This window comes from Dyella sp. CR10, assembly GCF_055814425.1.
In genome coordinates this window covers 297,512-321,205 of the sequence record NZ_CP185986.1, presented here as the reverse complement: position 1 = coordinate 321,205, position 23,694 = coordinate 297,512, and the positions used below count along the sequence as shown (strand labels likewise).

Here is a 23,694-nt window from a genome sequence, read left to right as displayed (position 1 = left end):
TCAGTCCTCCCACGCATACGGGTTGAACAGGTAGCCGCGACCCCACACGGTCTTGAACTTCTGCGGCTCCTGCGCCAGGTCGTCGAAACGGCGCCGCAGGCGAGACACGCCCGCGTCGATGCTACGGTCCAGGCCGTCGAATTCGATGCCGCGCAGGCGCTTCATCAGGTCGTCGCGGCTCAGCACCTGGCCGGGGGCATGAGCGAAGGCCAGAAGCAGGTTGTACTCGCTGGTTTTCAGATCGACCGGGAGCTCCTTCCAGCGCACATCGCGCGCTAGCTCGTCGATCGACAGATGGCCGAAGACGAGTCTCGAAAACCTAGTCTCTTCCTTCGGCGATGGACGCTCGGCACCGCGGCGCATGATCGCGCGCAGCCGCGCCAGCAGAAGGCGCGGCTCGACCGGCTTGAGCACATAATCGTCCGCGCCGATCTCCAGGCCCGCTACCTGGTCGATGGTGTCGGCACGCGCGGTGAGCATCAGGATCGGCCGATCGGTGAACTGGCGCAGCAGGCGGCATACCTCCACGCCATCCATACCCGGCAGCATCAGATCCAGCACGACCACGTCCGGATCGATCTGGCGAAAGCTGGCCACGGCGGTATCGCCGCGCCCCGTGACGTGCACATCGAATTCGTAGCCGGAGAGAAACTCCTGGATCAGCAGCGCCAGGCGTCTGTCGTCCTCGATGAGCAAAAGCTTGTGCATGGCGGGGCCGGGCAAAAAAGAACGGCGCAACGTAGCACCGGCGCCGCCCCCCCGACAACGCAATGGCGCCAGGTGATTTGTGCATATTTGTGCAGCGGCGGAACGCCGGTTACACAAATGCACAATCTCGCGCACATCTTCCACAGCCTTGGACCGCCTGCGCTTCTTAGGATCGCCGCTCCCCACTCGGAGTGCCCCATGAAGAAGAACCGTTCCATTGCTCTGGCCACCCTTCCCGCGTTCCTCGCCGCGCTGAGCTGCGCCACGCACGCCGAGACGAAACAAGCCGACATTGAGCCGGCTTCGCGCTTTGCCTCCGAATCAGCCTATGTCGGCGGCGGCGCCGCGTATGCGCCGCGCTATGCAGGCAGCAAGGACTATCGTCCCATGCCGCTGATCGAGGCCTCGGTACTGTTCCAGAACGGCATCTTCGCCGATACCAGGCAAGGCTTCGGTTACCGGCTGAAATTCTCCGAGAGCTTCTACGCCACCGCGGCTTTGGGCATGGACCCCGGACGCAAGGACAAGGACGATGTGGCGCGACCCGGTGCCGACTATCTACGCGGCATGGGCGAGATCAAGGCCACCGCGCTGGCGAACGTCGGGCTGGGCTACCGCTTCGGTGACCGCGCCGATCTTGTCGTACTGGCCAGCAAGCCACTGGGCCATGCCGAGTACGGCATGAGCGCGCACCTGGTCGGCAGCGTGGTCGCATGGCGCGGCGGGCGCGACAGCATCGATCTGAGCGGCGCGCTGGATGCGGGCAATCGCCAATACAACCAGACCTACTTCGGCATCAGCGCCGCACAGGCCGCGCGCAGCCGCTTCGCGGCATTCAAACCTGGCAGCGGCCTGTACGCGGCCTCGGCCAGCGCAACCTGGACCCATCAGTTCGACGCGCACTGGTTCACCCGCGCATCGCTCGCCGCCACCCGCTATATGCGCAATGCCGGCCGCAGCCCCATCGTTCAGGAGCGCACCAACTACGTGGCAGCCCTGTCCCTGGCCTACCGCTTCTGAGTCGAGGGAGAGCGTCGATGACATCTGCAAACACCTGGCGTAGCGGTCTGCTGGCCGCCCTCGCCCTGCTCGCCGGCTGCGCCGAGCATCCGCCTATGCACGAGGGGCGGCGTGACATTCTCACCTGCAGCAGCGAAGCCTACGGCATGCGGCATTGCGCGGCGGACGGACGCGTGTTGCGTGTTCGTCTGTGGCGGCGGCTGTCCGAGGCCGACTGCGACTACCGTGAAAGCTGGGGCTGGAACCGCGATGGTGTCTGGGTCGACCGGGGCTGCCGGGCGGAGTTCGAAGTGATCACACGCTAGCTCCGGCCCTGCCGGCGCGGCTGGATTCCGGGCGCGTGACACGCCGTGCGATGCTAAGCGCTACGCGATACCGCGCCTTACGGGAAGCCGTCGCCTTGTCGTTCTTACGCCTGTACATGCGCGTGCTTGGCCTGCTCGCCCCCGAGCGCAACCTCGCCATCACGCTGGGGCTGGCCAACCTCGCGCTGGCCGGCGTGTTCTTCCTGGAGCCGGTGCTGTTCGGCCGCGTGGTGGACGCGCTGGCAGCGCCGTCCTCCGCCGCGGCGCCGCGGTTGATCGGATGGTGGGCGGCGGTGGGCTTCGGCGGCGTGCTGGCCGGGGTGTGGGTGTCGCTGCATGCGGACCGCCTCGCGCATCGCCGGCGGCTGGCGGCGATCGCGCTGTTCTTCGAGCATGCCTCGGCGCTTTCGCTCGGCTTCCACAGCGAACATCACACCGGCCGGCTCGCGCGCATCATGAACAACGGCGTGGGCAACCTGTTCGGATTGTGGCTGGGCTTCTTCCGGGAACAGCTGGCCACCTTGCTGGCGATCCTTGTGATGGTGCCGCTGGCGCTGTGGATGAACTGGAAGCTGGGCCTCCTGATGGTCGCGCTGATGCTCAGCTTCGCGACCTTCAACGCGGTGGCGGTGCGCCGCACGCAGCACGCGCAGGGCGAGGTGGAGGAGCTGCACCACGAGATCGCCACGCGCGCAGGCGACGTGTTCGGCAACGTCACCGTGGTGCAGAGCTTCACCCGCCTGGCCGCCGAGTCCGCCGCGCTGCGCGACATGATGCGGCGCGTGCTGGATGCGCAATATCCGGTGCTGCGCGGCTGGGCGATCCTTTCGGTACTCAATCGCGCGGCCAGCACGCTGACCATCGTGGCGATCTTCGCGCTGGGCAGCGCACTGCATGCACGCGGTGAGGTGACGGTGGGCGGCATCGTCAGCTTCGTGGGATTCTCGATGATGCTGATCGGGCGGCTGGAGCAGCTGGCGAACTTCATTTCCGGCCTGTTCTTCCAGAGCCAGTCGCTGCGCGATTTCTTCGCCGTCCTGGACGAGCGGACGGCGATCGTCGATGCACCCGGTGCGAAGGATCTGCCCGCGGTGCGCGGCGAGGTGGCCTTCGAGCATGTGAGCTTCGGTTACGACCCGGTGCAGCCGGCCCTGCACGATCTGAATTTCCGCGCCGAGCCCGGCAGCACGATCGCCCTGGTCGGCCCGACCGGCGCGGGCAAGACCACGGCGCTAAGCCTGCTCTATCGCGCCTATGATCCCAGCGCCGGGCGCATCACCATCGACGGGCACGACATTCGGGCGGTCACGCTGGAATCGCTGCGCTGGAACGTGGGCGTGGTGTTCCAGGACCCCGGCATGTTCTATCGCTCGATCCTCGACAACCTGCGCGTGGGCAAGCCCGATGCGGAGCAGGCCGAGATCGAAGCCGCGGTGGTCGCGGCCGAAGCGGCCGCTTTCATCGCGCGCAAGCCGGAAGGCTACGAAACCATGGTCGCCGAACGCGGCCGCTCGCTATCCGGCGGCGAACGCCAGCGCCTGGCGATCGCCCGCGCGATGCTGAAGAACGCGCCGATCCTGGTGCTGGACGAAGCCACCAGTGCGCTGGACAACGCCACCGAGGCGCGCATCCAGCGGGCACTCGATGCGCTTACGCGCGGACGCACCACGTTCGTGATCGCGCATCGGCTTTCCACCGTGCGCAATGCAGATCTGATCCTGGTGCTGGATCAGGGGCGGCTGGTGGAACAGGGAAGGTTCGACGAGCTGGTTCGGCGCGGCGGGTTGTTCGCGCGACTGGCGGAGGAAGGGAAATTCGCGCCGGATGCGGTGGAGGCTGGGCAGGAGTGAGGTTTCTCGCTCGGCTTCAGTAGCCACGTTCCCGCGAGCACCCGCCCCTCACCCCGCCCTCTCCCCGGTGGGGAGAGGGAGAAGTGCGGTCATGTCGCGACAACCTGCTACGAGCACACGGCGTGGCCGCGACGCGGCCGCTTTTGACTTGGCTCTTGATCTACCAGGGCCCCCTGTGCGTCGGTGAGGGCTGGACGATCAGGCCCCGAAGGGGGAGCCGACAGGACGTCGGCTCCTTTTCGACATGACATGGATGTCATGTCGAAAAGCCCGGCCTGCCCTCACGCACCCGGAGGTGGCGCAGCCACCGCAGGGCGACGTGCCGGGGTGCCCTCTCTTCGAGGCCCCCTCGGGGGGTTGGTTACTTTTCTCTGGGCAAGCAGAGAAAAGTAACTCGGGCTGCGGCAGCAGTCCGAAACCCTCGCCCAGAGGGCGAGACACGTGTGCCGCAGAACCTCATCCGTGCTTGCGGAAATACAACCAAGCCGCCAGCGCCAGAATCACCGCCGGCAACAGATTCGCCATCATCGGCGGCACCCCATACACCGTGCCGAAATTCACCATCGCCTTCTGCAGGAAATACCAGCCGATCGCCAGCAGAATACCGATGAACATGCGCTTGCCCAGACCACCCGAACGCAACGTGCCAAACGCGAACGGCATCGCGCACAACACCAGCACCAGCACGTTCAGCGGATACAGCGCGCGCGTCCAGAACGCCACCGCGTACACACCGGGATTCTGGTTATTCGCTTCCAGGTAATGAATATTGCGCTGCAGATCGCGCATCGGCAGATACTGCGGCTGGATCACCGACTGCTCCAGCACCTGCGGATTCAGACTCGAATCCCACTGCTCGGTATCGCTGACCTTGCTGTGCGTGCCGGTATCGTCGAGCGTCGTGCTGCGCACGCCGCTCATGACCCAGTGGCGCCCGTCGTGCTCGGCCGTCTTGGCCCAATCGAAACGACTGAGCTGGCCATCCTTGGTGAGGGTAAATACGCGCACGTCGGCCAGCTGCACCGTGCTGCGCACGCCGGTCTGCTTGGCCAGCGCCGCCTTGGCATTGATCACGCGATCGCCATCGCGCGCCCACAGGCCCGTGTTGCCGCTCATGCCGAGGTTGTTGGTCTTCATGCGCAGCTGCATCGCCTGCGCCTGGCGGTCGCCCCACGGCGCGGCCGTCTCGCCGAGGATCACCACGCCGACGATCAGCGCCGCCACCACGCCGACCGCCGATGCGCCGATGCGCAGCTTGGACATGCCCGCGGCGCGCAGCGCGGTCAGCTCGCCGCTGGCGGCCAGGCCGCCAAGACCGAGCAGGCCGCCGATCAGCGCCGAGTGGCCGAACATCTCGTACATGCGGCGCGGGAAGGTGACGAGGATGTACACCACCGCGTTGGTGAGCGTGTAGCCGTTCTTGCCCACCGAGCCGAGCTGGCGCAGGAACTGCAGTACCGCGTCCAGACCGGTGAGCAGCAGCCACACGGTCAGCATCGAGCCGAGCACCGTGGTGCCGATCAGCCAATCGACACGCTTGAGCCGGAGCGAGATGGCCATCAGGCTTTACCCCGACGCGGGGCACGCGCCACGTACTGGTTGCGGAACATCCACGCGGCGCCGGCCAGGATCAGCAGGCTGACCAGCCACATCGGACCGGCGTTGTGCCAATGGCCCTTGATGATCTGGCCGCGGCACAACGCCAGCAGATTGAAGTAGAGAAAGAACGCCGCCACCGCTAGCAGCATGCGTCCGTAACGCGGTTCGCGCGGGCTCTGTCGCGACATCGGCAGCGACATCATCATCAGCACGATCGCCATCAGCGGCACGGTGATGCGCCAGGCGAACTCGGCGCGCGCGTCGGCGGTGGTGGCGTGTGCCAGCGCGAAGGTGTCCAGCGTGTGCGCCGGATCCTCGTCGCTGTCGTCGTTCTGCACGTTGGACAGCGCCGCGTCGTTGCGCGCGTACTGCATCTTGCGCCAGTTGTCCCCGCCCAGCGGAACCTCGTACTGCCAGCCGTCGCGCAGCGACAGGTAACGGCCATCGCCGCTGGTGTCCTGGTAGAGCTGCCCGCTGTTGCCGGTAACCAGCTTGATCACCGGCAGGCCGCCTTCCTTGCCGGGGCGCTCGGTGACCATCAGGGTGTGGCCAAGCACGCTGCCGTCACGGCTGAGGCTGTCGACGAAGATGATGCCGCCCTTGCCCGGCAAGGGGGTGAAACGGCCGGCATCGAGACCGGCGGCGATCACCGAACGATTGGCGTCGGCGACCAGCGCGTCGGACGTGCGCGCCGCCCACGGGCCCAGCCACATCGACACGATGCCCACCAGTACGGCCAGCGCCACGGCCAGGATGCCCACCGGACGCAGCAAGCCCATCGGGCCCATGCCGGAGGACGCGAGCACGTGCATCTCGCTTTCGCGGTACATGCGGCCCAGCGCCCAGAACACGCCGAGGAAGCCGGCCAGCGGCAGCAGGTTGGCGAGGCCGTCGAGCATGTTCAGGCCCAGCACCTGGAACATCACACTCGCCGGGAAGCTGCCGTTGGCCACCTGCTGCAGCACGCGCGCAAAGGCCGAGCCGGCCATGATCACCAGCAGCACCACCGCTACGGCGGCGACAGTCTGGGCCAGCTCGCGCAGGAAGTATCGGTCGAGGATGCTCAGCATGAGGTAAAGTGAAAGGCTCCGTGCCTCGCCCCCAAGGGGCCGGCAAACCCCAAGTCTAGCCTGTCCGCCCCTCGGGCAGGACCTCCGCAGGATCTTATCGATGACGCTCCAGTTCAGTCTCGGCCCCGTCGCTCCCGAATCCGTCGACACCCCCTGCGTGGTGGTCGGCGTCTACGAGAACGGCGTCTTCACCAGTGCTGCCGCCCGCGTGGACACGGCGGCCAACGGCGCGATCAAGCGCCAGGTGGAGAGCGGCGACATCAGCGGCAAGGCCGGCAGCGTCAACGTGCTGTTCGGGCCGGAGGGCGTCACCGCCCGGCGCGTGCTGGTGGTGGGGCTGGGCGGCCAGAAATCCTTCGACGGCGCGCGCTTCCAGAAAGTGTGCGTGGAAGCCGCGCGCGCCCTGGGCCGGCTGCCGATCGATGCAGCCGTGTCCTGCCTGACCGAGATCGATGTGCCCGGCCGCGATGCCGCCTGGCGCGTGCGCACCGCCGCGCTGGCCGCCGACCATGCCGCCTACCGCTATACCGCCACCTTCAAGCCGCGCGAGAAGAGCGCTCAGCCCGAACTGAGCACGCTGGCCTTCGCCGGCGGCGACGACGGCAAGGTCGGCCTGGCACAGGCCGCGGCCATCGCCGAGGGCGTGCGCTTCGCCCGTGAGCTGGCCAACCTGCCGCCGAACATCTGCAACCCCGCCTATATCGCCAGCCAGGCCCAGGCCTTCGCGGAGGCGAACGACAAGGTCGAATGCCGCGTGCTCGACCACGAGGAGATGGAAAAGCTCGGCTTCGGCTCGCTGCTGGCGGTGGGCCGCGGCTCGGCCAACAAGCCCAAGCTAGTGGTGCTGGAGTACAAGGGCGGCACCGAGGGCGACAAGCCCTACGCCTTCGTCGGCAAGGGCATCACCTTCGACACCGGCGGCATCAGCCTCAAGCCCGGCGCAGGCATGGAGGAAATGAAGTACGACATGGGCGGCGCGGCCGGCGTGCTCGGCGCCTTCGTCGCCGCGGTGAAGATGGGCCTGCCGGTGAATCTCGCCTGCGTGGTGCCGGCGGTGGAGAACATGCCCGACGGCGACGCCTATCGTCCCAGTGACGTGCTCACCAGTCTCTCCGGCCTCACCATCGAAGTGCTCAACACCGATGCGGAAGGTCGCCTGATCCTGTGCGACGCGCTGACGTACACGGCGCAGACCTTCCAGCCCAAGGTGCTGATCGATGCAGCCACGCTGACCGGCGCCTGCGTGGTCGCGCTGGGCAAGCATGCCAGCGGCCTGATGAGCAAGCACGATGACCTGGCCGCCGAGCTGCTCGCCGCCGGCGAGGCTTCGCTCGACCGCGCCTGGCGCCTGCCGCTGTGGGATGACTACCAGGTGCAGCTGGATTCCGGCTTCGCCGACGTCGCCAACATCGGCGGCAAGAACGCCGGCGCGATCACCGCCGGCTGCTTCCTTGCGCGCTTCACCGACGGCCAGCGCTGGGCCCATCTGGACATCGCCGGCACCGCCTGGGACGAAGGCCGCAAAGGCATGGCCACCGGCCGCCCGGTGCCGCTGCTCGCGCAATGGCTGATCGACCGCGTCGCGGAGTAAGAACGAGACGGCAAGGGGCGCCTCGTCGCCGCTCCTTGTCGGTCCCTGTTTCCCTTTCCCCGTTCCCTGCCTCCGAGCCATGCCCCGCGCCGACTTCTATCTGATCGACAAGCCACGCTTCCGCGAACAGCCTCTGCTGCTGGTGTGCGAGCTGGCCAAGCGCGCGTATGCGGCGCAGCAGCCGACACTGATCCTCGCGCGCGATTTCGAGCAGGCCGAGGCGATCGATCAGCTGTTGTGGGATTTCGACGAGGACGCGTGGATCCCGCATCAGATCGCCGGCGACGACGACGATGCGAGCACCGCCGTGCTCATCGTGCCGCCGGGCGTGGAAACGCCGGACCGCCCGATGCTGATCAATCTGCGCGAGACCTGCCCCGCCGGAAGCTTCGAACGCGTGCTGGAAGTGGTGGCCGCCGATCCGGCCGAGCGCGATGGCTCGCGCACGCGCTGGGGCGAATACAAGCGCCTGGGCATCGACGTCGCCAAGCACGACATGTAAGCGCTCGTTTCGCGCTTACGCCGCGTGCTCGATCGCGGCGAGACCCGCCAGTGCCTCGGCCAGTTCTTCGCCGGTCAGCGGCTTGCGCAGGAAGCCATCCATGCCGGCCGCCTTGGCCCGCTCCTCTTCGTCGCCGCCGGAACGTGCCGTGATGGCGATGATCGGCAGGTGCGCGCTGGCATCTTCGCGCTGGCGGATCAGGCGGGCGATCTGGAAACCGTCCACGCCCGGCAGGTCCAGATCCAGCAACATGGCATCCCAGCCGCCCTGGGTCAGTTCGGTCATCGCGGCGAGGCCGTTGCCCACGTAGTGCACGTGATGGCCTTGCCGTTCCAGCAGCCCCCGCACCACCGCGGCAACGATGGTGTCGTCTTCCACCAGCAGGATGCGCAGCCCTTCGGCATCCGGTGCACGCGCCGGCGCCGGCGCGGCGATGTCGTCCTGCACCACTTCCAGCGGCAGGTGCACGTGGAAGCTGCTGCCGTGCGCGACTTTCGATTCCAGTTCGATGTGGCCGCCCATCAGCCCCACCAGCTCCCGGCAGATCGCCAGGCCCAGGCCGCTGCCGGCGCGCCGCTGCGGGCCGTCCAGCTGCTGATAGCGCTGGAACAGACGGGTCTGGCTCGCCTCCGAAATGCCGGGGCCGGTGTCGATCACGCTGAAGCGCAGCTCGCTGCCCTCGCGCGTGGCGCGCAAGGTGACGCTGCCGTGCTCGGTGAACTTCAGCGCATTGTTGGCCAGGTTGAGCAGGATCTGCTGCACGCGCAGCGCATCCCCCAGCACGCGCGCCGGCAGGTCGTCGGCGATATCCAGATGGAAGGCCAATCCTTTCGCGCGCGCCTGCCCCAGTTCCAGCGCGGCGATGTCGCGCAGCAGCGCGCGAGGATCGAACGGCGCCAGATCCAGCGTGAACTTGCCCGCCTCGATGCGCGCCAGATCGAGCGCATCGTTGAGCAGCTTCAGCAGCATCCGCCCGGAACGCTGGATCGCTTCGGCGTATTCGTGCTGCTGCGCGCCCAGTTCGCTGTTGAGCAGCAGTTCGGTCATGCCCATCACGCCGGTCATCGGCGTGCGGATCTCGTGGCTCAGTGTGGCGAGGAACTGTGTCTTGGCCGCGCTGGCCTGCTCGGCAAGCATGCGGCGCTGCTCGGCCAGCTGCATCTGGTGCCGATGCGCGAGACGGCGGCGCCACGCCTGCAAGCCGATCCACACGAACGCGATGACGACCAGCGCGTACAACCCCCAGGCCCACCAGCGCTGCCACGGCGGCGCCTGTACGTGGATGTGCAGCGGCGTCGCCACGCGCCCCCACACGCCGTCGGCGCCCGCGCCCATCACGCTGAGCGTGTAGTCGCCCGGTGGCAGGCTGGCGAACTCGCGTTCGCCGCGCGTATCCGTATCCACCCACTCGGTGTCCAGGCCGTCGAGGTGGAAGCGGTAGCGATTGGCCGCCGGATCGATGTACGAAAACACACGCGCCTCGATGTTGAGGCCGCGCACATGCCAGTCCAGCTCCAGCGGCCCCTGCCCCAGCGTCACGGCCTGCAGCCCGTTGCGTCCGCGCACGCTTACGCCGGTGATGGCGACCTGCGGCGCCGGCGATTCCGGTTCGTCCTGGTCGGGATTGAAGGCCATCACGCCGCCCATGGTGGCCGCGTAGATGTAGCCGTCCGGCATGATCGCGTAGCCGCGCATGAACTCACTGTTGCTCAGACCGTCCTTGAGGCCGAACTGGCGGAAGGTGCCCTTGTCCGGATCGAAACGCCACATGCCGTCGCGGCCGAGCATCCACACGCGCCCGCGCTTGTCGATCGCCAGATCCGTCACATTGACCGACGGCCAGCCATGGCGCGCATCCACCTTGCGCTCGAGCACCAGGCGGTCGCCCTCGCGGCGATAACGCTCCAGGCCATCCGGGCGCGCCATCCAGGCGACCTTGCCGTCGGCGGAGAACATGAAGGTGTCGACCTTGCGGTCGTTGCGCACGCCGGGTACCGGCTCGAAGTGGTCGCGCGTGGCATCCAGCCGCCACAGGCCGGCATCGCTGGCATACAGGAACATGTCGCCGACCAGAGTGAGCTGCGCACCCCAGCGCGCCTTCTCTTCGGTGGGCAGGAAACTCACCGGCGTCACCTTCAGCGTGTCCTGATCCACCTGGAACAGGCCCTCGGCGAAGCTGCGCGCATAGAGCTTGCGGTCTGGCCCCAGCTCCACCTCCAGAGGGTGCACCATGCCGTTGCCGTCCGGCGTAACGCGATCGAGCTTGCCGGCGGCGTAGCGATAAAGGCTGCCCTGGGTGGCGATCCATAACCGTCCCTGGTCGTCCTCAGTCATGCCGATCACATCGCCGCGCATGCCGGTGATGACGTGTTCGGCCTTGCCGGTCGTCGGATCGAGCTTGTCCACGCGCCCGCCGCGCTGCCCCACCCAGACGCGGCCATCGCTGCGACCACGTGCCATGGTGGTGGCGACCGGGTCGCGCAGGCTGTCCTTGTCTTCGGGGATGTAGGTGAAGCGGCTGATGCTGTTCCAGCCTGGCGCCAGATAACCGACGCCGCCATCGAACAGCGTGATCCACAGACCACCCTCGCGGTCCTGCAGGATGCGCCACACCCAGGTGCCCGGCAGGTTGCCGTAGAGCAGCGGCTGGTTGAGCACCGCCTTCACCGGCGCACCGGGTTTCATCTGCAGATACAGGCCGCGCTGCGTGCCGATCCAGAGGCGGCCGGCCCGATCGCGCACGCTGCTGAGGACATTGAAGTCGGCGATGTCATCGCAGAACTTGTGCGCGATGCCGTCTTCGCCGACCACCAGCAAGCCGTGCGCGTCGGCGATGCGTACCTCGTCGCCTTCGCCGTCGATGCTCCAAGGGGACATCGTTCCACCAGGGCTATCGCGCGGCACCTTGCGGATGCGCCCGTCCGTCTCGCGCACGTAGACGGAATCGTCGGTGCCGATCCACAGGCGGCCTTTCGGATCGAAATACAGCGCGCCGACCGCGCCGAACCCGGCCGGATCGTTGCTCGGTGGCGGCGCGACGATGTGATCGAAGCCGCTGCCGTCCGGACGCATGCGATCGAGACCGTGCTGGGTGCCGATCCACAGCGCGCCGTCGGGGCCTTCTACCGCGGCCCAGACCTTGTCGCTGCTGATGCTGTCGGGATTGGCCGGGTCGTGCGACCAGTGTTCGAAAGTCTGCGTGGCCGGTTCGAAGCGATTGAGCCCGGCCTCCAATCCCGCTGCCCACAGCTGCCCATGACGATCGAACAGCAGCGTGGCGATGCCGTTGTCGTGCAGCGAGCGCGGATCGTCCGCTACGTGGCGGTAGACCTTGAAGGAGGACACGCCGTCGTAGCGCGCGATGCCGCCCTTGGTGCCGAACCACATCGCGCCATCGGGCGCCTGCACCACGGCATAGACGCTGCTGCTGGGCAGACCGTTGGCGGTGCCATAGCGGCGGAACTGAGGGGTGGGCATCACGCCCGCGGCTTTCGCCTGCGGCTGGGCGACGGCATCGGCAGAAGCCGATGACGCGAGCAGCGCAACGCTCAGCAGCAGTGAAGAAAACATGAATCTCCCCCCGAGACCGGGGATCATGCCAAATAGCCCAAGTCAGTACGAGCGCAGAAGTGTGAAGATCGTCTTCACACAGAACTTTCGTTCCGAAGCCTCTCATGAGCCGCCGAAATACCGCCTCCAGCCGCCTCTAACATTCCGCCATGCCCAGACGCTTCCGCCTGTTGTTGGCCGCCCTCGCCTTCGCCGCCCTGGCCTGGCTGCTGTTCGCCGCCGCCGAGCGCGCGCTCGCGCTGGCGCAGCGCTTCCTGCAATTGCCGACCTGGCTGCAATGGACGCTGGGTGCTGGCCTGAGCGTGTTCGCGCTGGCCGGCCTGGCGGTGCTGTGGTGGCTGTTCGGCCCACGCCGTCGGCGCCGCCCGGTGGCCGCGCCCGACCGCGGCAGCCTGGAACAACGCATCGATCAGTTGCAGACGCGCGGCGCCGATACCGACGCCCTGACCGCCGAACTGGGCGAACTGGACCGCCGCCGCGCATCGGCGCGCGTGTACGCCGCCCTGTTCGGCGAGATCTCTACCGGCAAATCCACTTTGATCCGCGCGCTTTCGCCGCACGCGGCCGCGGCCAGCGACGCGCGCGGCGGCACCACGCGCCAGGTGCTGCATGTGGACGGCCAGCTGCCCGATGGCCGCACGCTGGTGCTCGCCGATGTACCAGGCAGCCGCGAGGCCGGCGGCGATGCGCGCGAAGCGATGGCGCGCGAGGAGGCGCTGCGCGCGCACGTGGTGGTCTATGTCTGCGCGGGCGATCTCACTCGCACGCAGGCCGACGAAGTGCGCTGGCTGGCGACGTTCGGCAAACCGCTGCTGGTGGTGCTCAACAAAGCCGACCAATGGAGCGACGCCGAGCGCACGCAACTGCTGGAGCGCCTGCGTCGCCAGTGCGGCGATGCCGCGGCGGAGGTGGTGGCGGTGAGCGCGGGCGGCAGCGAACGCTTTGCGCGCCAGCTGCCCGATGGCGGCGTGGAGCAGGTCGAGCGCCAGCGCAAGCCGGCGATCGAACCGCTGCTCAAGGCCCTGACGCGCCTCACCGCGCCAGGCGCGGACGGCCTGGAGGCGCAACGCGAGAACGCCGTGCTGGCTGGATTGCACGAACGGGTCGGCACGCTCGAAACGCGCACGCGCGCCGCTGAGGCCGAACGTATCGTGCGTCGTTACGCGCGTCGCGCGGTCGTCGGTGCGCTGGCGGCGATCGCGCCGGGCAGCGATCTGGTCATCCAGGGCGCGCTCGCCACCGCACTCACCCGGGAACTGGCGCAGCTCTACGGCGTGCGCGTCAGCGACGTGCAGATCGACGACTTCGTACGCCAGGCGCGGCTGACCCTGCGCACCGGCAGCTCGCTGGTGCTGGCCATCGCCGGCAACGCGCTGAAGGCCTTCCCCGGCCTGGGCACGCTGGGCGGCGGCGTGCTGCATGCCTTCGCCTATGCGCTGATCTTCGACAGCCTGGGCCACGCCCTGGCCGCCTCGCTGGCCGAGCGCCAGTCGCTGGACCAGGTGGATGCCGCCGGCAAGCTCAGGGCCTTGCTCGCCGATGGCAGCGGCGCGCGCATGAAGGACCTGGCGGCGCTGACGATGGAGGCCTGGAAGGACAAAGCTCAATCTTAGGTAGGAATGGTACTTAGTGATGCGGTAGAACCATCGCATCGGTGCGGTGCACTCACTCCTTGCCATCGTCGCGCGCATGACGGCCAGGGAAACAATCCGTTCCACGCCGGCCGCTGGCGCACCCTTTCACCTTCGTCCAGACTTTCCCGCCATGCCCTTCGCACGCACCATCGCCCTCACGTTCTTTCTCGCTGCCGCCTTTGCCGGCACGGCCGTGGCCGCGCCGGCGACCTACCGCTACGACACCACCCACAGCCAGATCCTTTTCAGCATCGACCACAACGGCTTCTCGCGACCGTTCGGCCGCCTGCACGTCGCCAAGGGCTGGCTGCGCTTCGACCCGGACGACTGGTCGACGTCGGCCACCAAGGCGGACATCGACCTGGCTTCACTGGACATGGGCGATGCCGAGTGGAACAAGGCGGTGCTGGGCGGGTCGTACCTCGACAGCAGCGGTGCGCGCTATGCGCATTTCGTTTCCACCTCGGTAGAGCGCAAGGACGACCACAGCGGCGTGCTGCACGGCAAGCTGACCTTGCGTGGCGTGACGCGCGACGTAGAGCTGCCGTTCACCGTCAACCGCGTGGGCAAGACCATCTACGGCCTGCATACGGTGGCCGGGTTCTCCGCCCGTACCACGCTGGACCGCAACGACTACGGCATTACCGCCACGCCCAATTCCATCGGCCGCACCGTCACGGTATGGCTGGAGCTGGAAGCCATTCTCGACGACGGCGCCGGTCCCGCCGACGCGACCCCCGACAACACCAAGGCCGACAAGGAGAAACCATGAGCCTGCTCAGTAACGACCGCCGCTGGGGCGCGGTCGCCAAGTTCTTCCACTGGACCGTGGCCCTGCTGATCATCGGCAACGGCATTTTCGGCCTGTCCATGGACCTGGCCTCCAACCCGATGCAGAAGATCAACTGGCTGGCGCTGCACAAGTCGATCGGCCTGACGGTGTTGGCGCTGTTCGTACTGCGCGTGCTGTGGCGCTGGCGCGACGGGCGTCCGCGCGAAGACGCCGCACCGCGCTGGCAGCAAGTGGCCGCGCACGTGGTGCATGGCCTGCTGTACCTGCTGATCCTGGCCCTGCCGCTGACCGGCTGGTGGTTCAACTCGATCGCGGGCAAACCGCTGCAGTTCTTCAAGATGTTCAATCTGCCGGCACTGGCCGACGCCAATCCCGATCTGCGCGGGTTCGCCGGCGAGGTGCACGAGTATCTGTTCTGGTTCCTGGTGCTGCTGCTGGTGGCACACGTCGGCGGCGCGCTGAAGCACCACTTCGCCGACCGCGACAACACCCTGCTGCGCATGCTTCCCTTCCGCCGCCTGCGCGGCGATACCCCTGCTCAAGGAGACCGTCGATGAAACGCTACGCTTTCGCCCCGCTGCTGCTCGCCCTGGCCCTGCCCGGCCTCGCCGGCGCCGCCGACTACACGGTGCAGCCTGCCGGCAGCAAGCTCGGTTTCACTGGCAGCTTCCAGGGCGCGTCTTTCGACGGCACGTTCGGCAAATGGACGGCCGCGATCAGCTATGACGCCGCCAAGCTCGCCACCTCGAAGTTCGACGTGGAAGTGGACCTGGCCAGCGTGAAGACCGGCGACAAGGATCGCGACGGCGCGCTGCCCGGCGCCGATTTCTTCAACGTCGCCAAATTCCCCAAGGCGCACTTCGTCACCACCGGCTTCCGCCAGAACGGTACGCAGGTGATCGCCGACGGCAACCTCACCCTGCGCGGCGTGACCAAGCCGGTGAGCCTCAACGTCACCTTCAAGCCGGCCGGCGCGGGCGCCACACTGGACGTCGCCGGCACCATCAAGCGCCTGGACTTCGGCGTGGGTAGCGGCGACTACGCGGACACCTCGGTGATCGGCGGCGACGTGAAGGTGAACGCGCACCTCGTGCTCGCCGCGAAGTGAGCGCATGAGCGAGACCCCGCTGTGGGCGCGCCTGCGCGGCTGGCTGAAGAAGCCAGGCGCCGCGCACGCCGACACGGCAACCCGGCCGGCCGAGGCTGCGCCGGCCCAGGCGCGCATGGCCGACAGCCTGCGCCGCCTGCTGGACGATCCCGGCATCCCGCCGGCGATCCGCGAAGAGCTGGCCGCCGACTTCGGCCGCGTCGAGCACATGCTCGACCGGCTGCAGCGCGGCGAACTGCATGTGGCGGTGTTCGGCCGCGTGTCCGCCGGCAAGTCGGCGCTGGGCAATGCCCTGCTCGGGCGCGAGGCGTTTACCGTCGGCGTCCTGCACGGCACGACCACGCAGGCCGAACAGGCCGCGCTGGACGAAGCCAATCAGGACGGGCTGGTGCTGATCGATACGCCCGGCATCAATGAACTGGACGGCGAGGCGCGCGAGCGCCTCGCCTTCGAGGTGGCCGAAGTCAGCGATCTGGTGGTGTTCGTCGCCGACGGCGATCTCACCCGCGACGAACTCGATGCGCTGAAGACGCTGGCCGCCACCCAGCGTCCGGTGCTGCTCGCGCTCAACAAGGCCGATCGCTACGCCGACCTCGAACGCGATGCGCTGCTGACGCAGCTGCGCGAACGCACACGCGGGCTGGTGCGCGAGGAAGACGTGGTGGCGGTGGCCGCGCGGCCGGCGCCCAGGCGCGTGGTAGAGCACGACGAACGCATGCGCGAGCAGCCGGTGCCGCCCGATGTGGCCGCACTGCGCGAACGCCTGCTCGCCATCGCGCGGCGCGAGGGCAAGACGCTGTCCGCGCTCAATGCCGGGCTGTATGCCAGCCGGCTCACCGACCAGGTCAACGCGCGCATCGTCGAAAGCCGCCGGCGCCTGGCCGACCGGCTGATCCGCAACTACTGCCTGGCCAAGGGCGTGGCGGTGGCGCTCAATCCGATCCCGGTGGCCGATCTGCTCGCCGCGGCCGGCATGGATGCGGCCATGGTGCTGCAGCTGTCGCGCGTCTACGGCCTGCCGCTGACCCGTGCCGAATCCGGCCGGCTGGTGACGGTGATCTCGGCCCAGCTGATCGCGCTGATGGGCGCGGTGTGGGGCATGCAGCTGGTCGCGTCGGCGCTCAAGGGCATCAGCGCCGGCCTTTCCGTCGTGGTCACCGCGGCAGCGCAGGGCGCGCTGGCCTGGTATGCCACGGTGCTGATCGGCCGCGCGGCCGAGCGTTACCTGATGGCCGGCAAGTCCTGGGGCGAACTGGGTGCCAAGCGCGTCGTCGCCGACATCGTGGCCAGCCTGGACCGCGAGTCGATCCTGCGCGAGGCGCGCGAAGAGATCCTGCGGCGACTCAAGTCGCGCTGACGGCCAGGAAGGCGCGCACCGCCGCGGCGTCGAACGGCCAGTCCAGTTCGCGCCCGTCGCGGGTATCGCGCAGCACCGGCACCCGCGTGCCGTAGCGCGCTTCCAGCGCCGTATCGTCATCCACCCACAGGCTGTCGAAGTCCGGCGCGCGCGCCTCGGCCATCACCGCGAGGGCCTGGTCGCACAGGTGGCAGTAATCGCGCTGGTAAAGGATCAGGTCGGCCATGCCAACAGACGGTTGCGTACGGACTGCGGGGAAGAAAGGGCGCGCGTAGAATAGCGGGTTCTTTCCCCATCCCTGCAGCGCATCATGGCCGTCAGCGTATTCGACCTCTTCAAGATCGGCATCGGTCCGTCCTCCTCGCACACGGTCGGTCCGATGCGTGCCGCCGCCCGCTTCGCGGAACGCTGGCTGGAGGAAAAAGGCGTGCTGGACCGCGTCACGCGCCTGCGCGCGGAACTGTACGGCTCGCTGGCCATGACCGGCCGCGGCCATGGCACCGACAAGGCGGTGCTGCTGGGCTTCGAAGGCGAGCATCCGGACACGATCGATCCGGACCGCATCTGCGAGATGCTCGAGCGCATCCGCCACACCAAGCGGCTGCGCGTGCTGGGCAAGCACGAGATCGAATTCGACGAGAAGCGCGATCTGGTCTTCAACAAGCGCCAGAAGCTGCCGTTCCACACCAACGGCATGCGCTTCACCGCCTACGACGCGGACGGCAACGAGCTGGGCACGCGCGACTACTACTCGGTCGGCGGCGGCTTCGTGGTCAACCAGGACGAAGCGGCCGAAGACCGCATCGTGGCCGACACCACCGCGCTGCCTTATCCGTTCTCCACCGGCGACGAGATGCTCGCGCTGTGCCAGCAGCACGGCATGACCATCGCGCAGCTGATGATGGCCAACGAAAAAGTCTGGCGCAGCGAAGAAGAAACGCGCGCCGGCCTGCTCACCATCTGGAAGGCCATGCAAGATTGCGTCAATCGCGGTCTGCGCTCGCCCGGCACCCTGCCCGGCGGCCTCAAGGTGACGCGACGCGCGCCGGCGATGGCGACCGAGCTGCGCAACCAGCCCGAAGCGGCGCTGAAGGATCCGCTGACCATTCTCGATTGGGTGAATCTCTACGCGCTGGCGGTGAACGAAGAGAACGCCGCCGGCGGCCGCGTGGTCACCGCGCCGACCAACGGCGCGGCCGGCATCGTGCCGGCGGTGCTGCACTACTACCACCGCTTCTGCCCCAAATCGAACGACGACGGCGTGATCGAGTTCCTGCTCACTGCCGCGGCGATCGGCATTCTCTACAAGGAGAACGCGTCGATCTCCGGCGCCGAGGTCGGCTGCCAGGGCGAAGTGGGCGTGGCTTGCTCGATGGCCGCCGGCGGCCTCACCGCCGCGCTGGGCGGCAACGTGCTGCAGGTGGAGAACGCCGCCGAGATCGGCATGGAGCACAACCTCGGCCTGACCTGCGATCCGATCGGCGGCCTGGTGCAGATCCCTTGCATCGAGCGCAACGCGATGGGCTCGGTCAAGGCGATCAACGCCAGCCGCATGGCGCTCAAGAGCGACGGCAAGCATCGCGTGTCGCTGGACAAGGTGATCGCCACCATGCGCGACACCGGCCGCGACATGAAAGACAAGTACAAAGAAACCTCGCGCGGCGGCCTGGCGGTCAACGTCATCGAATGCTGAGCGGGCGGTGATCCGCCGCCGCGTCAGCCGCAGGATTTCGCGGCGGGCGCCGTCGGCGCGCTTCAAAAGCGGTATGTCCGCCACATGCCGCGACGCAAGAACCTGAGCCTAGGGAAAGCCCGTATTGCCGGGCGATGACAGCGGTTCTAAATGCCGGGCGATATCCCCACGGCATGGACGATCCGCCATGACTTACGTCGACTCGCGCTCACCCCTCGGCTACACCCCGCCGCCGGCTCCGCCTCCGCAGACCTACAGCGCCACCGGCAAGGAAACGGTGACGCAGGTGGCGCAGCAATACAGCGTGACGCCCGAAGAGCTCGCGCGCACCAATCACATCAGCGTGGACAGCACGCTGTCGCCCGGCCAGGTGCTGACGCTGCCGGCCCACGCGGTGGCGCCCGCCACCGCGCAGTCCGCACCGGCGCCGCAGACGCCCGCGCAAAAGACCGATGCGGCGATCGCCGCCTATCAGGCCGCGGTGAAAGAGCGCGACGACGCGATGCACAACGCGCCGCACAACATGGGCCTGCGCTCGGAGATCTATGGCGACGAGTCGACCAAGGTCGCCGCCGCCAAGACCGCCATGGACCAGGCGATCAAGGACGAGGTCAACGGCCAGGTGGCCGCGCGCAACCAGGGCGTGCCGGCGGAATTCCGCGCGCCGACCGATCAGCTGATCGCCAGCGCCGGCGACGCGATCCTCGCGCGCCATCAGGGCGATCCGACGCTCACCGCGACGCTCAACGACAGCATCCACGCCGATCAGGTGCAGGCCAAGGCCAATGCACTGATTCCCGATTACTACGGCGACTGGAGTCCGGCGGACAAGCTCAAGGGCATCACGCTCGACGGCCAGCCGCAGGAGGTGGTCGATGCAGTACTCGCCGATCCGCGCGTGCAGGGCTGGATCAAGGATGCGGCCAACCAGGTCGGCCAGCCGTACAACGGCGTCAGCGACTATGCCAACGCCGAAACGCAGGCGCCCGACGCCGCGCAGCGCCTGCTCGACACGGTGAAGGGCCTGCCCCCGCCGCTGGCCGCGGCCGTGGTGCAGCAGAGCATGCCCACCATCCAGAAGATCGCGCAGTGCGAAATGGTCTCCGGCGGCCAGGGCGCGTACGGCACCATGCAGCACGTGGTCAGTGCCCTGGGCGATGCCCCGCAGGCGCAAGACCTCGCCAACCAGATCGCTGGCGCCTACGTGCACCAGGCCGAACGCTGGGACGGCTTCACGACCCAGTCCACCAAGCTGGCCGTCTCCGATGGCGCCAGCCCGAAACTCGCACTGGCCTTGGCCGATGCGCTGCGCCAGGACGGCAAGGGCGAACAGGCCGATGGCGTCACCAACATGGCGACCCAGGGCCTGCATGACTACCTGGCCTACGGCAAGGACAACCCGCTGAAGGCCTATGAAGACGCGCATGGCGCGGCGGAAAAGAAGGACGAACGCCTGTCCGAGCTGCTCGCCAACGCGGGGCCGCTCAGCGACGAGCAGAAGAAGGCCTTCATCCAGGCCTATACCAAGGATCCGGACAACGCGAAGGTGTACCAGGCCGACGCGGATGCCGCGAAGAACCTCGCGGCGTACATGAACGCCAACAAGAACGATCTGGTGGCTGCCGCCGGGCGCAGTCCGGATTCGGCCAGCCAGCTGTATCAGTGCATGAAGGACCTGGCGCAATCCGGCCAGGGCGAAACCGCCGTCGCGTTCGCCGATGCCATCCAGTCCGACAGCGCCGCGTCCAAGGCCTTCGGCAGCTTCTCCGACTATCAGAGCGACTTCCTGCCCAAGGCCATCGCCTCGGCCCAAGGCCAGTTGCTGGTGGAAGCCAAGGGCGACAGCAAGACCGCGACCGACAAGCTGATGGAAATGGTCGAGCCGCTGTTCAAAGGCAAGGAAGGCTGGGAATCGCTGAAGGAGAACTACGAGCGGCTCGGCGCAAACGAAGACAAAGCCTTCGATTCCAAGACACTCGGCGAGCAGTTCGCCAAGATGGGCCCGGCCGGCAAGGGCCTTGCCCTGGCCTCGGTGATGGTCAGCGCCTACAACGGCCAGCAGGCCGAGAGCATCTCCTCGATGATCAGCGCCTACAGCACCGCTGGCGGCAACGCGGCCGGACTGGCCAGCGGCGCCGTGCAGTATCTGGCCGATGCGGGCAAGTTCGGCCGCTATACCGAGGGCGCCGAGGCCTTCGCCAAGTTCAGCGCGCGCTTCGTGCCCGGCCTGGCGGTGATCGCCAGCACGGCGGCGTTCGCCACCGATTTCGACAAGCTCAAGAACAACCCGGTCTATGCCGGCGCGCTGGTGGGCGACATGTTCTCGGTGATCGGCAGCGCGCTGGAAACCACCGGTGTGGGCGAAGTGCCTGGCGCGTTCGTCAACGGCATCGGCTTCCTGATCTCGGCGCCGTTCCAGTTCGTCGGCGGCCTGATCGACGGCAACCGGGAGGCGAAGGAGCTGCACGAGCAGGTCGAGAAATACCTCGGCGACGGCGGCGTGGGTCTGGACGAGGACACCCGCAAGGCGATGGCGAACAGCGATCCAGATCAGGTCAAGCAGTTGCTCGCCACCGGCATGACGCCGGACCAGCTGCAGCACCTGGCACCGCTCTATCCGCAGCTGCTGCAGAGCGAACACGGCTACGGCCCGGCCCTCGATTCGCTGCTCACCCTGCAGAAACGCACCGGACTCGATGGCAACGGCCTGTACGACATGCTGATGGCATCCGACCAGGGGCTGCGGCCGGGCACCGGCGTGAGCGAGGTCATGTACGTGCTCGGCCATCCGAATTTCTTCCCGCAGGAAAGCGGTGCGCCGAGCAAGGCGGACCTGGCCAATGATCTGCGCGCCAGCGCCAAGGAGATCCAGAGCTCGGCCGACGGCGATCCGGACACCGCCGCGCGAGCGCAGGCCTTGAACCAGGCCGCGGCCTGGCTGGACAGCCATTGACGGCGCGCGGCCGGGGCCTGCGCACGAGGCGCACGCACCCGGCCGCGGCGATCGCCACAAGGCGCTCCATACGCCGCTGAAGGGATGGCGAAGTCCGCGCCGCGCGGGCGAATGTTGCGCCGCGACATGCAATTGCCGGTGCTCCAGCAGAGGCGCCGCCGTGACTTGTGCAGGCTGACAGCGGCGCGAGGGGCTGTCATGATCCCGCCCTTATGCCGTCCGAGGGGGCGGCCGTTCGAGATCCAAATCTGCGGGAGTCTGCATGTCCTCTTCGAGCTCCATCCGGCGCGAAGTCGGTCCTTTCGCGCTCATGCTTACCGGCCTGGGCTCCATCATCGGCTCCGGCTGGCTGTTCGGCGCATGGAAGGCGGCAGGCCTGGCAGGCCCCGGCGCGATCTGGGCGTGGGTGCTCGGCGCGGCGATCATCACCACCATCGCACTGACTTACGCGGAACTCGGTTCGATGTTCCCCGAGTCCGGCGGCATGGTGCGCTACAGCCACTACTCGCACGGCTCGCTGGTGGGCTTCATCGGCGCATGGGCGAACTGGATCGCCATCGTGTCGGTGATCCCGGTCGAAGCCGAAGCCTCGGTGCAGTACATGGCCGGCTGGAAGTGGCAGTGGGCGCAGGACCTGTACATGCACGCCCCGGGCGGCCACGGCGAGCTGACGCCGCCGGGTCTGGCCATCGCCGCCGTGCTGGTCATCCTCTACTTCCTGCTCAACTTCTGGAGCGTGAAGCTGTTCGCGCGCTCCAATACCACCATCACGGTGTTCAAGCTGGTGGTACCGGCCGCCACCGGCCTGGCCCTGATCGCCAGCGGCTTCCACAGCGAGAATTTCTCGGTGGGCGTGCACGGCGATTCGCACGCGATCGATTTCGCCGCCGTACTGACCGCCGTGGCTACCGCCGGCATCGTCTTCAGCTTCAACGGCTTCCAGAGCCCGGTGAACTTGGCCGGTGAAGCGCACAACCCGGGCAAGAGCATCCCGTTCGCGGTGATCGGCTCGATCGCGCTGGCCACTGTCGTCTACGTGATCCTGCAGGTGGCCTACCTGGGCGCGGTGCCGCCGGACATGCTGGCCAAGGCCGGCTGGCACGGCATCGACTTCAGCTCGCCGTTCGCGCAGCTGGCGGTGATCGTCAACCTCAACTGGCTGGCGATCCTGCTGTACGCCGATGCCTTCATCAGCCCCTCCGGCACCGGCATCACCTATACCGCCACCACCGCGCGCATGATCTACGGCATGGAGCGCAACGGCACGCTGCCGGCGATCATGGGCCGTATCCATCCGAAGTGGGGCATCCCGCGTCCGGCGATGTGGTTCAACCTGGCGGTGTCGTTCGTGTTCCTGTTCTGCTTCCGCGGCTGGGGCACGCTGGCGGCGGTGATCTCGGTGGCGACGATCATTTCCTACCTGACCGGCCCGGTCAGCGCGATGACCCTGCGTCGCACCGCGCCCAGCCTGCACCGCCCGCTGCGCATCGTCGGTCTGCCGGTACTGGCCGGCGTCGCCTTCATCATGGCGACCGAGCTGCTGTACTGGGCCAAGTGGCCACTGACCGGCGAGATCATCCTGCTGATGGTCGTGGCGTTGCCGGTGTACTTCTACTACCAGGCGAAGAACGGCTGGCAGGACTTCGGCCGTCAGCTCAAAGGCGCATGGTGGCTGATCTTCTACCTGCCCACCCTCGCCCTGGTGTCGTGGGCTGGCAGCACGATGTTCGGCGGCAACGGCTACCTCACCTATGGCACCGACCTGGTAGTGGTCGCCGTGGTCGGACTGGTGTTCTACGTGTGGGGCGTGAAGTCCGGCTGGCGTACGCCGTCGGTGGAAGCCGCCGAGCTGGAAGCGCAGGCGCACCCGGGTGCGCCGCTGGTGCCGCCGGATGAGTTCGAATCGGAGCGCATCGCGCGGCATTGAGCTTCGCGAACATC

18 protein-coding genes are annotated in these 23,694 nt (G+C 67.7%); 13 read left to right on the top strand and 5 right to left on the bottom strand.

Annotation, left to right across the window (positions count from 1 at the left end; genetic code table 11):
• A complete protein-coding gene (locus ACNR9O_RS01450) occupies positions 1–708 on the bottom strand; it encodes a response regulator (protein WP_473683641.1) in 708 nt (235 codons plus the stop codon).
• A 198-nt stretch (positions 709–906) separates the two neighbouring features.
• Between ACNR9O_RS01450 and ACNR9O_RS01445 the strand changes: the two genes are divergently transcribed.
• The 3 genes from ACNR9O_RS01445 (at position 907) to ACNR9O_RS01435 (ending at position 3,883) form a co-directional block, all read left to right on the top strand.
• Positions 907–1,728: a MipA/OmpV family protein gene (locus tag ACNR9O_RS01445; protein WP_473683643.1), complete on the top strand. Its 822-nt coding sequence runs from the start codon at positions 907–909 to the stop codon at positions 1,726–1,728.
• A gap of 17 nt (positions 1,729–1,745) precedes the next feature.
• A complete protein-coding gene (locus tag ACNR9O_RS01440) occupies positions 1,746–2,033 on the top strand; it encodes a DUF3011 domain-containing protein (RefSeq protein ID WP_473683645.1) in 288 nt (95 codons plus the stop codon).
• A 95-nt stretch (positions 2,034–2,128) separates the two neighbouring features.
• On the top strand, positions 2,129–3,883 hold the full coding sequence (locus ACNR9O_RS01435; RefSeq protein WP_473683647.1) for a glucan ABC transporter ATP-binding protein/ permease: 1,755 nt from the start codon (positions 2,129–2,131) through the stop codon (positions 3,881–3,883).
• Between the two features lie 456 nt (positions 3,884–4,339).
• On the opposite strand, the gene lptG is transcribed toward ACNR9O_RS01435, so the two are convergent.
• Positions 4,340–5,443 carry an LPS export ABC transporter permease LptG gene (lptG, locus tag ACNR9O_RS01430; protein WP_473683649.1) on the bottom strand — a complete coding sequence of 368 codons (1,104 nt, stop codon included), beginning with the start codon at positions 5,441–5,443 and terminating at the stop codon, positions 4,340–4,342.
• Positions 5,443–6,552 (bottom strand): LPS export ABC transporter permease LptF, encoded by a 1,110-nt coding sequence (lptF, locus tag ACNR9O_RS01425; protein WP_473683651.1) that lies wholly within the window; start codon positions 6,550–6,552, stop codon positions 5,443–5,445. Before lptF ends, lptG begins: the two co-directional genes overlap by 1 nt.
• Positions 6,553–6,652: 100 nt before the next feature.
• Between lptF and ACNR9O_RS01420 the strand changes: the two genes are divergently transcribed.
• Together ACNR9O_RS01420 and ACNR9O_RS01415 are read left to right on the top strand one after the other, a co-directional pair.
• Positions 6,653–8,143, top strand: a complete 1,491-nt coding sequence (locus ACNR9O_RS01420) for a leucyl aminopeptidase (protein ID WP_473683653.1) — start codon at positions 6,653–6,655, stop codon at positions 8,141–8,143.
• A gap of 79 nt (positions 8,144–8,222) precedes the next feature.
• Entirely contained in the window at positions 8,223–8,645 is a 423-nt protein-coding gene (locus tag ACNR9O_RS01415; RefSeq protein WP_473683655.1) for a DNA polymerase III subunit chi, read from the top strand.
• A 15-nt stretch (positions 8,646–8,660) separates the two neighbouring features.
• Here ACNR9O_RS01415 and ACNR9O_RS01410 read toward each other — a convergent pair whose 3' ends face one another.
• The gene (locus ACNR9O_RS01410; protein WP_473683657.1) at positions 8,661–12,215 is read right to left on the bottom strand and encodes a hybrid sensor histidine kinase/response regulator; all 3,555 of its coding nucleotides are present in this window, start codon (positions 12,213–12,215) and stop codon (positions 8,661–8,663) included.
• 149 nt (positions 12,216–12,364) lie between these two features.
• Here ACNR9O_RS01410 and ACNR9O_RS01405 point away from each other — a divergent pair, with 149 nt between their 5' ends.
• The 5 genes from ACNR9O_RS01405 to ACNR9O_RS01385 all read left to right on the top strand — a co-directional run bounded on the left by ACNR9O_RS01405 (position 12,365) and on the right by ACNR9O_RS01385 (position 17,107).
• The gene (locus ACNR9O_RS01405) at positions 12,365–13,828 is read left to right on the top strand and encodes a GTPase (RefSeq protein ID WP_473683659.1); all 1,464 of its coding nucleotides are present in this window, start codon (positions 12,365–12,367) and stop codon (positions 13,826–13,828) included.
• A 151-nt stretch (positions 13,829–13,979) separates the two neighbouring features.
• The gene (locus ACNR9O_RS01400; RefSeq protein WP_473683661.1) at positions 13,980–14,621 is read left to right on the top strand and encodes a YceI family protein; all 642 of its coding nucleotides are present in this window, start codon (positions 13,980–13,982) and stop codon (positions 14,619–14,621) included.
• The gene (locus tag ACNR9O_RS01395; protein ID WP_473683663.1) at positions 14,618–15,199 is read left to right on the top strand and encodes a cytochrome b; all 582 of its coding nucleotides are present in this window, start codon (positions 14,618–14,620) and stop codon (positions 15,197–15,199) included. Before ACNR9O_RS01400 ends, ACNR9O_RS01395 begins: the two co-directional genes overlap by 4 nt.
• Positions 15,196–15,750, top strand: a complete 555-nt coding sequence (locus ACNR9O_RS01390) for a YceI family protein (RefSeq protein WP_473683665.1) — start codon at positions 15,196–15,198, stop codon at positions 15,748–15,750. Before ACNR9O_RS01395 ends, ACNR9O_RS01390 begins: the two co-directional genes overlap by 4 nt.
• Before the next feature lie 4 nt (positions 15,751–15,754).
• Positions 15,755–17,107, top strand: a complete 1,353-nt coding sequence (locus ACNR9O_RS01385) for a DUF697 domain-containing protein (protein WP_473683667.1) — start codon at positions 15,755–15,757, stop codon at positions 17,105–17,107.
• On the opposite strand, the gene ACNR9O_RS01380 is transcribed toward ACNR9O_RS01385, so the two are convergent.
• Positions 17,094–17,333: a glutaredoxin family protein gene (locus ACNR9O_RS01380; protein ID WP_473683669.1), complete on the bottom strand. Its 240-nt coding sequence runs from the start codon at positions 17,331–17,333 to the stop codon at positions 17,094–17,096. The two genes, ACNR9O_RS01385 and ACNR9O_RS01380, sit on opposite strands and share 14 nt — an antisense overlap.
• An 84-nt stretch (positions 17,334–17,417) precedes the next feature.
• On the opposite strand from ACNR9O_RS01380, the gene ACNR9O_RS01375 reads away from it, so the two are divergent.
• From ACNR9O_RS01375 to ACNR9O_RS01365, 3 genes are all read left to right on the top strand, one after another.
• Positions 17,418–18,800, top strand: coding sequence for an L-serine ammonia-lyase (locus tag ACNR9O_RS01375; protein ID WP_473683671.1), 1,383 nt, complete (start codon positions 17,418–17,420; stop codon positions 18,798–18,800).
• 187 nt (positions 18,801–18,987) lie between these two features.
• Positions 18,988–21,753 carry a LysM peptidoglycan-binding domain-containing protein gene (locus ACNR9O_RS01370; protein WP_473683673.1) on the top strand — a complete coding sequence of 922 codons (2,766 nt, stop codon included), beginning with the start codon at positions 18,988–18,990 and terminating at the stop codon, positions 21,751–21,753.
• 262 nt (positions 21,754–22,015) lie between these two features.
• Positions 22,016–23,680 carry an APC family permease gene (locus ACNR9O_RS01365; protein WP_473683675.1) on the top strand — a complete coding sequence of 555 codons (1,665 nt, stop codon included), beginning with the start codon at positions 22,016–22,018 and terminating at the stop codon, positions 23,678–23,680.
• The last annotated feature ends 14 nt before the right edge of the window (positions 23,681–23,694 follow it).

Coding starts and splice junctions, on each gene's coding strand:
- ACNR9O_RS01450 (WP_473683641.1), bottom strand. CDS start 708: ATGCACAAGCTTTTGCTCATCGAGGACGACAGACGCCTGGCGCTGCTG.
- ACNR9O_RS01445 (WP_473683643.1), top strand. CDS start 907: ATGAAGAAGAACCGTTCCATTGCTCTGGCCACCCTTCCCGCGTTCCTC.
- ACNR9O_RS01440 (WP_473683645.1), top strand. CDS start 1,746: ATGACATCTGCAAACACCTGGCGTAGCGGTCTGCTGGCCGCCCTCGCC.
- lptG (WP_473683649.1), bottom strand. CDS start 5,443: ATGGCCATCTCGCTCCGGCTCAAGCGTGTCGATTGGCTGATCGGCACC.
- lptF (WP_473683651.1), bottom strand. CDS start 6,552: ATGCTGAGCATCCTCGACCGATACTTCCTGCGCGAGCTGGCCCAGACT.
- ACNR9O_RS01420 (WP_473683653.1), top strand. CDS start 6,653: ATGACGCTCCAGTTCAGTCTCGGCCCCGTCGCTCCCGAATCCGTCGAC.
- ACNR9O_RS01415 (WP_473683655.1), top strand. CDS start 8,223: ATGCCCCGCGCCGACTTCTATCTGATCGACAAGCCACGCTTCCGCGAA.
- ACNR9O_RS01410 (WP_473683657.1), bottom strand. CDS start 12,215: ATGTTTTCTTCACTGCTGCTGAGCGTTGCGCTGCTCGCGTCATCGGCT.
- ACNR9O_RS01405 (WP_473683659.1), top strand. CDS start 12,365: ATGCCCAGACGCTTCCGCCTGTTGTTGGCCGCCCTCGCCTTCGCCGCC.
- ACNR9O_RS01400 (WP_473683661.1), top strand. CDS start 13,980: ATGCCCTTCGCACGCACCATCGCCCTCACGTTCTTTCTCGCTGCCGCC.
- ACNR9O_RS01395 (WP_473683663.1), top strand. CDS start 14,618: ATGAGCCTGCTCAGTAACGACCGCCGCTGGGGCGCGGTCGCCAAGTTC.
- ACNR9O_RS01390 (WP_473683665.1), top strand. CDS start 15,196: ATGAAACGCTACGCTTTCGCCCCGCTGCTGCTCGCCCTGGCCCTGCCC.
- ACNR9O_RS01385 (WP_473683667.1), top strand. CDS start 15,755: ATGAGCGAGACCCCGCTGTGGGCGCGCCTGCGCGGCTGGCTGAAGAAG.
- ACNR9O_RS01380 (WP_473683669.1), bottom strand. CDS start 17,333: ATGGCCGACCTGATCCTTTACCAGCGCGATTACTGCCACCTGTGCGAC.
- ACNR9O_RS01375 (WP_473683671.1), top strand. CDS start 17,418: ATGGCCGTCAGCGTATTCGACCTCTTCAAGATCGGCATCGGTCCGTCC.
- ACNR9O_RS01370 (WP_473683673.1), top strand. CDS start 18,988: ATGACTTACGTCGACTCGCGCTCACCCCTCGGCTACACCCCGCCGCCG.
- ACNR9O_RS01365 (WP_473683675.1), top strand. CDS start 22,016: ATGTCCTCTTCGAGCTCCATCCGGCGCGAAGTCGGTCCTTTCGCGCTC.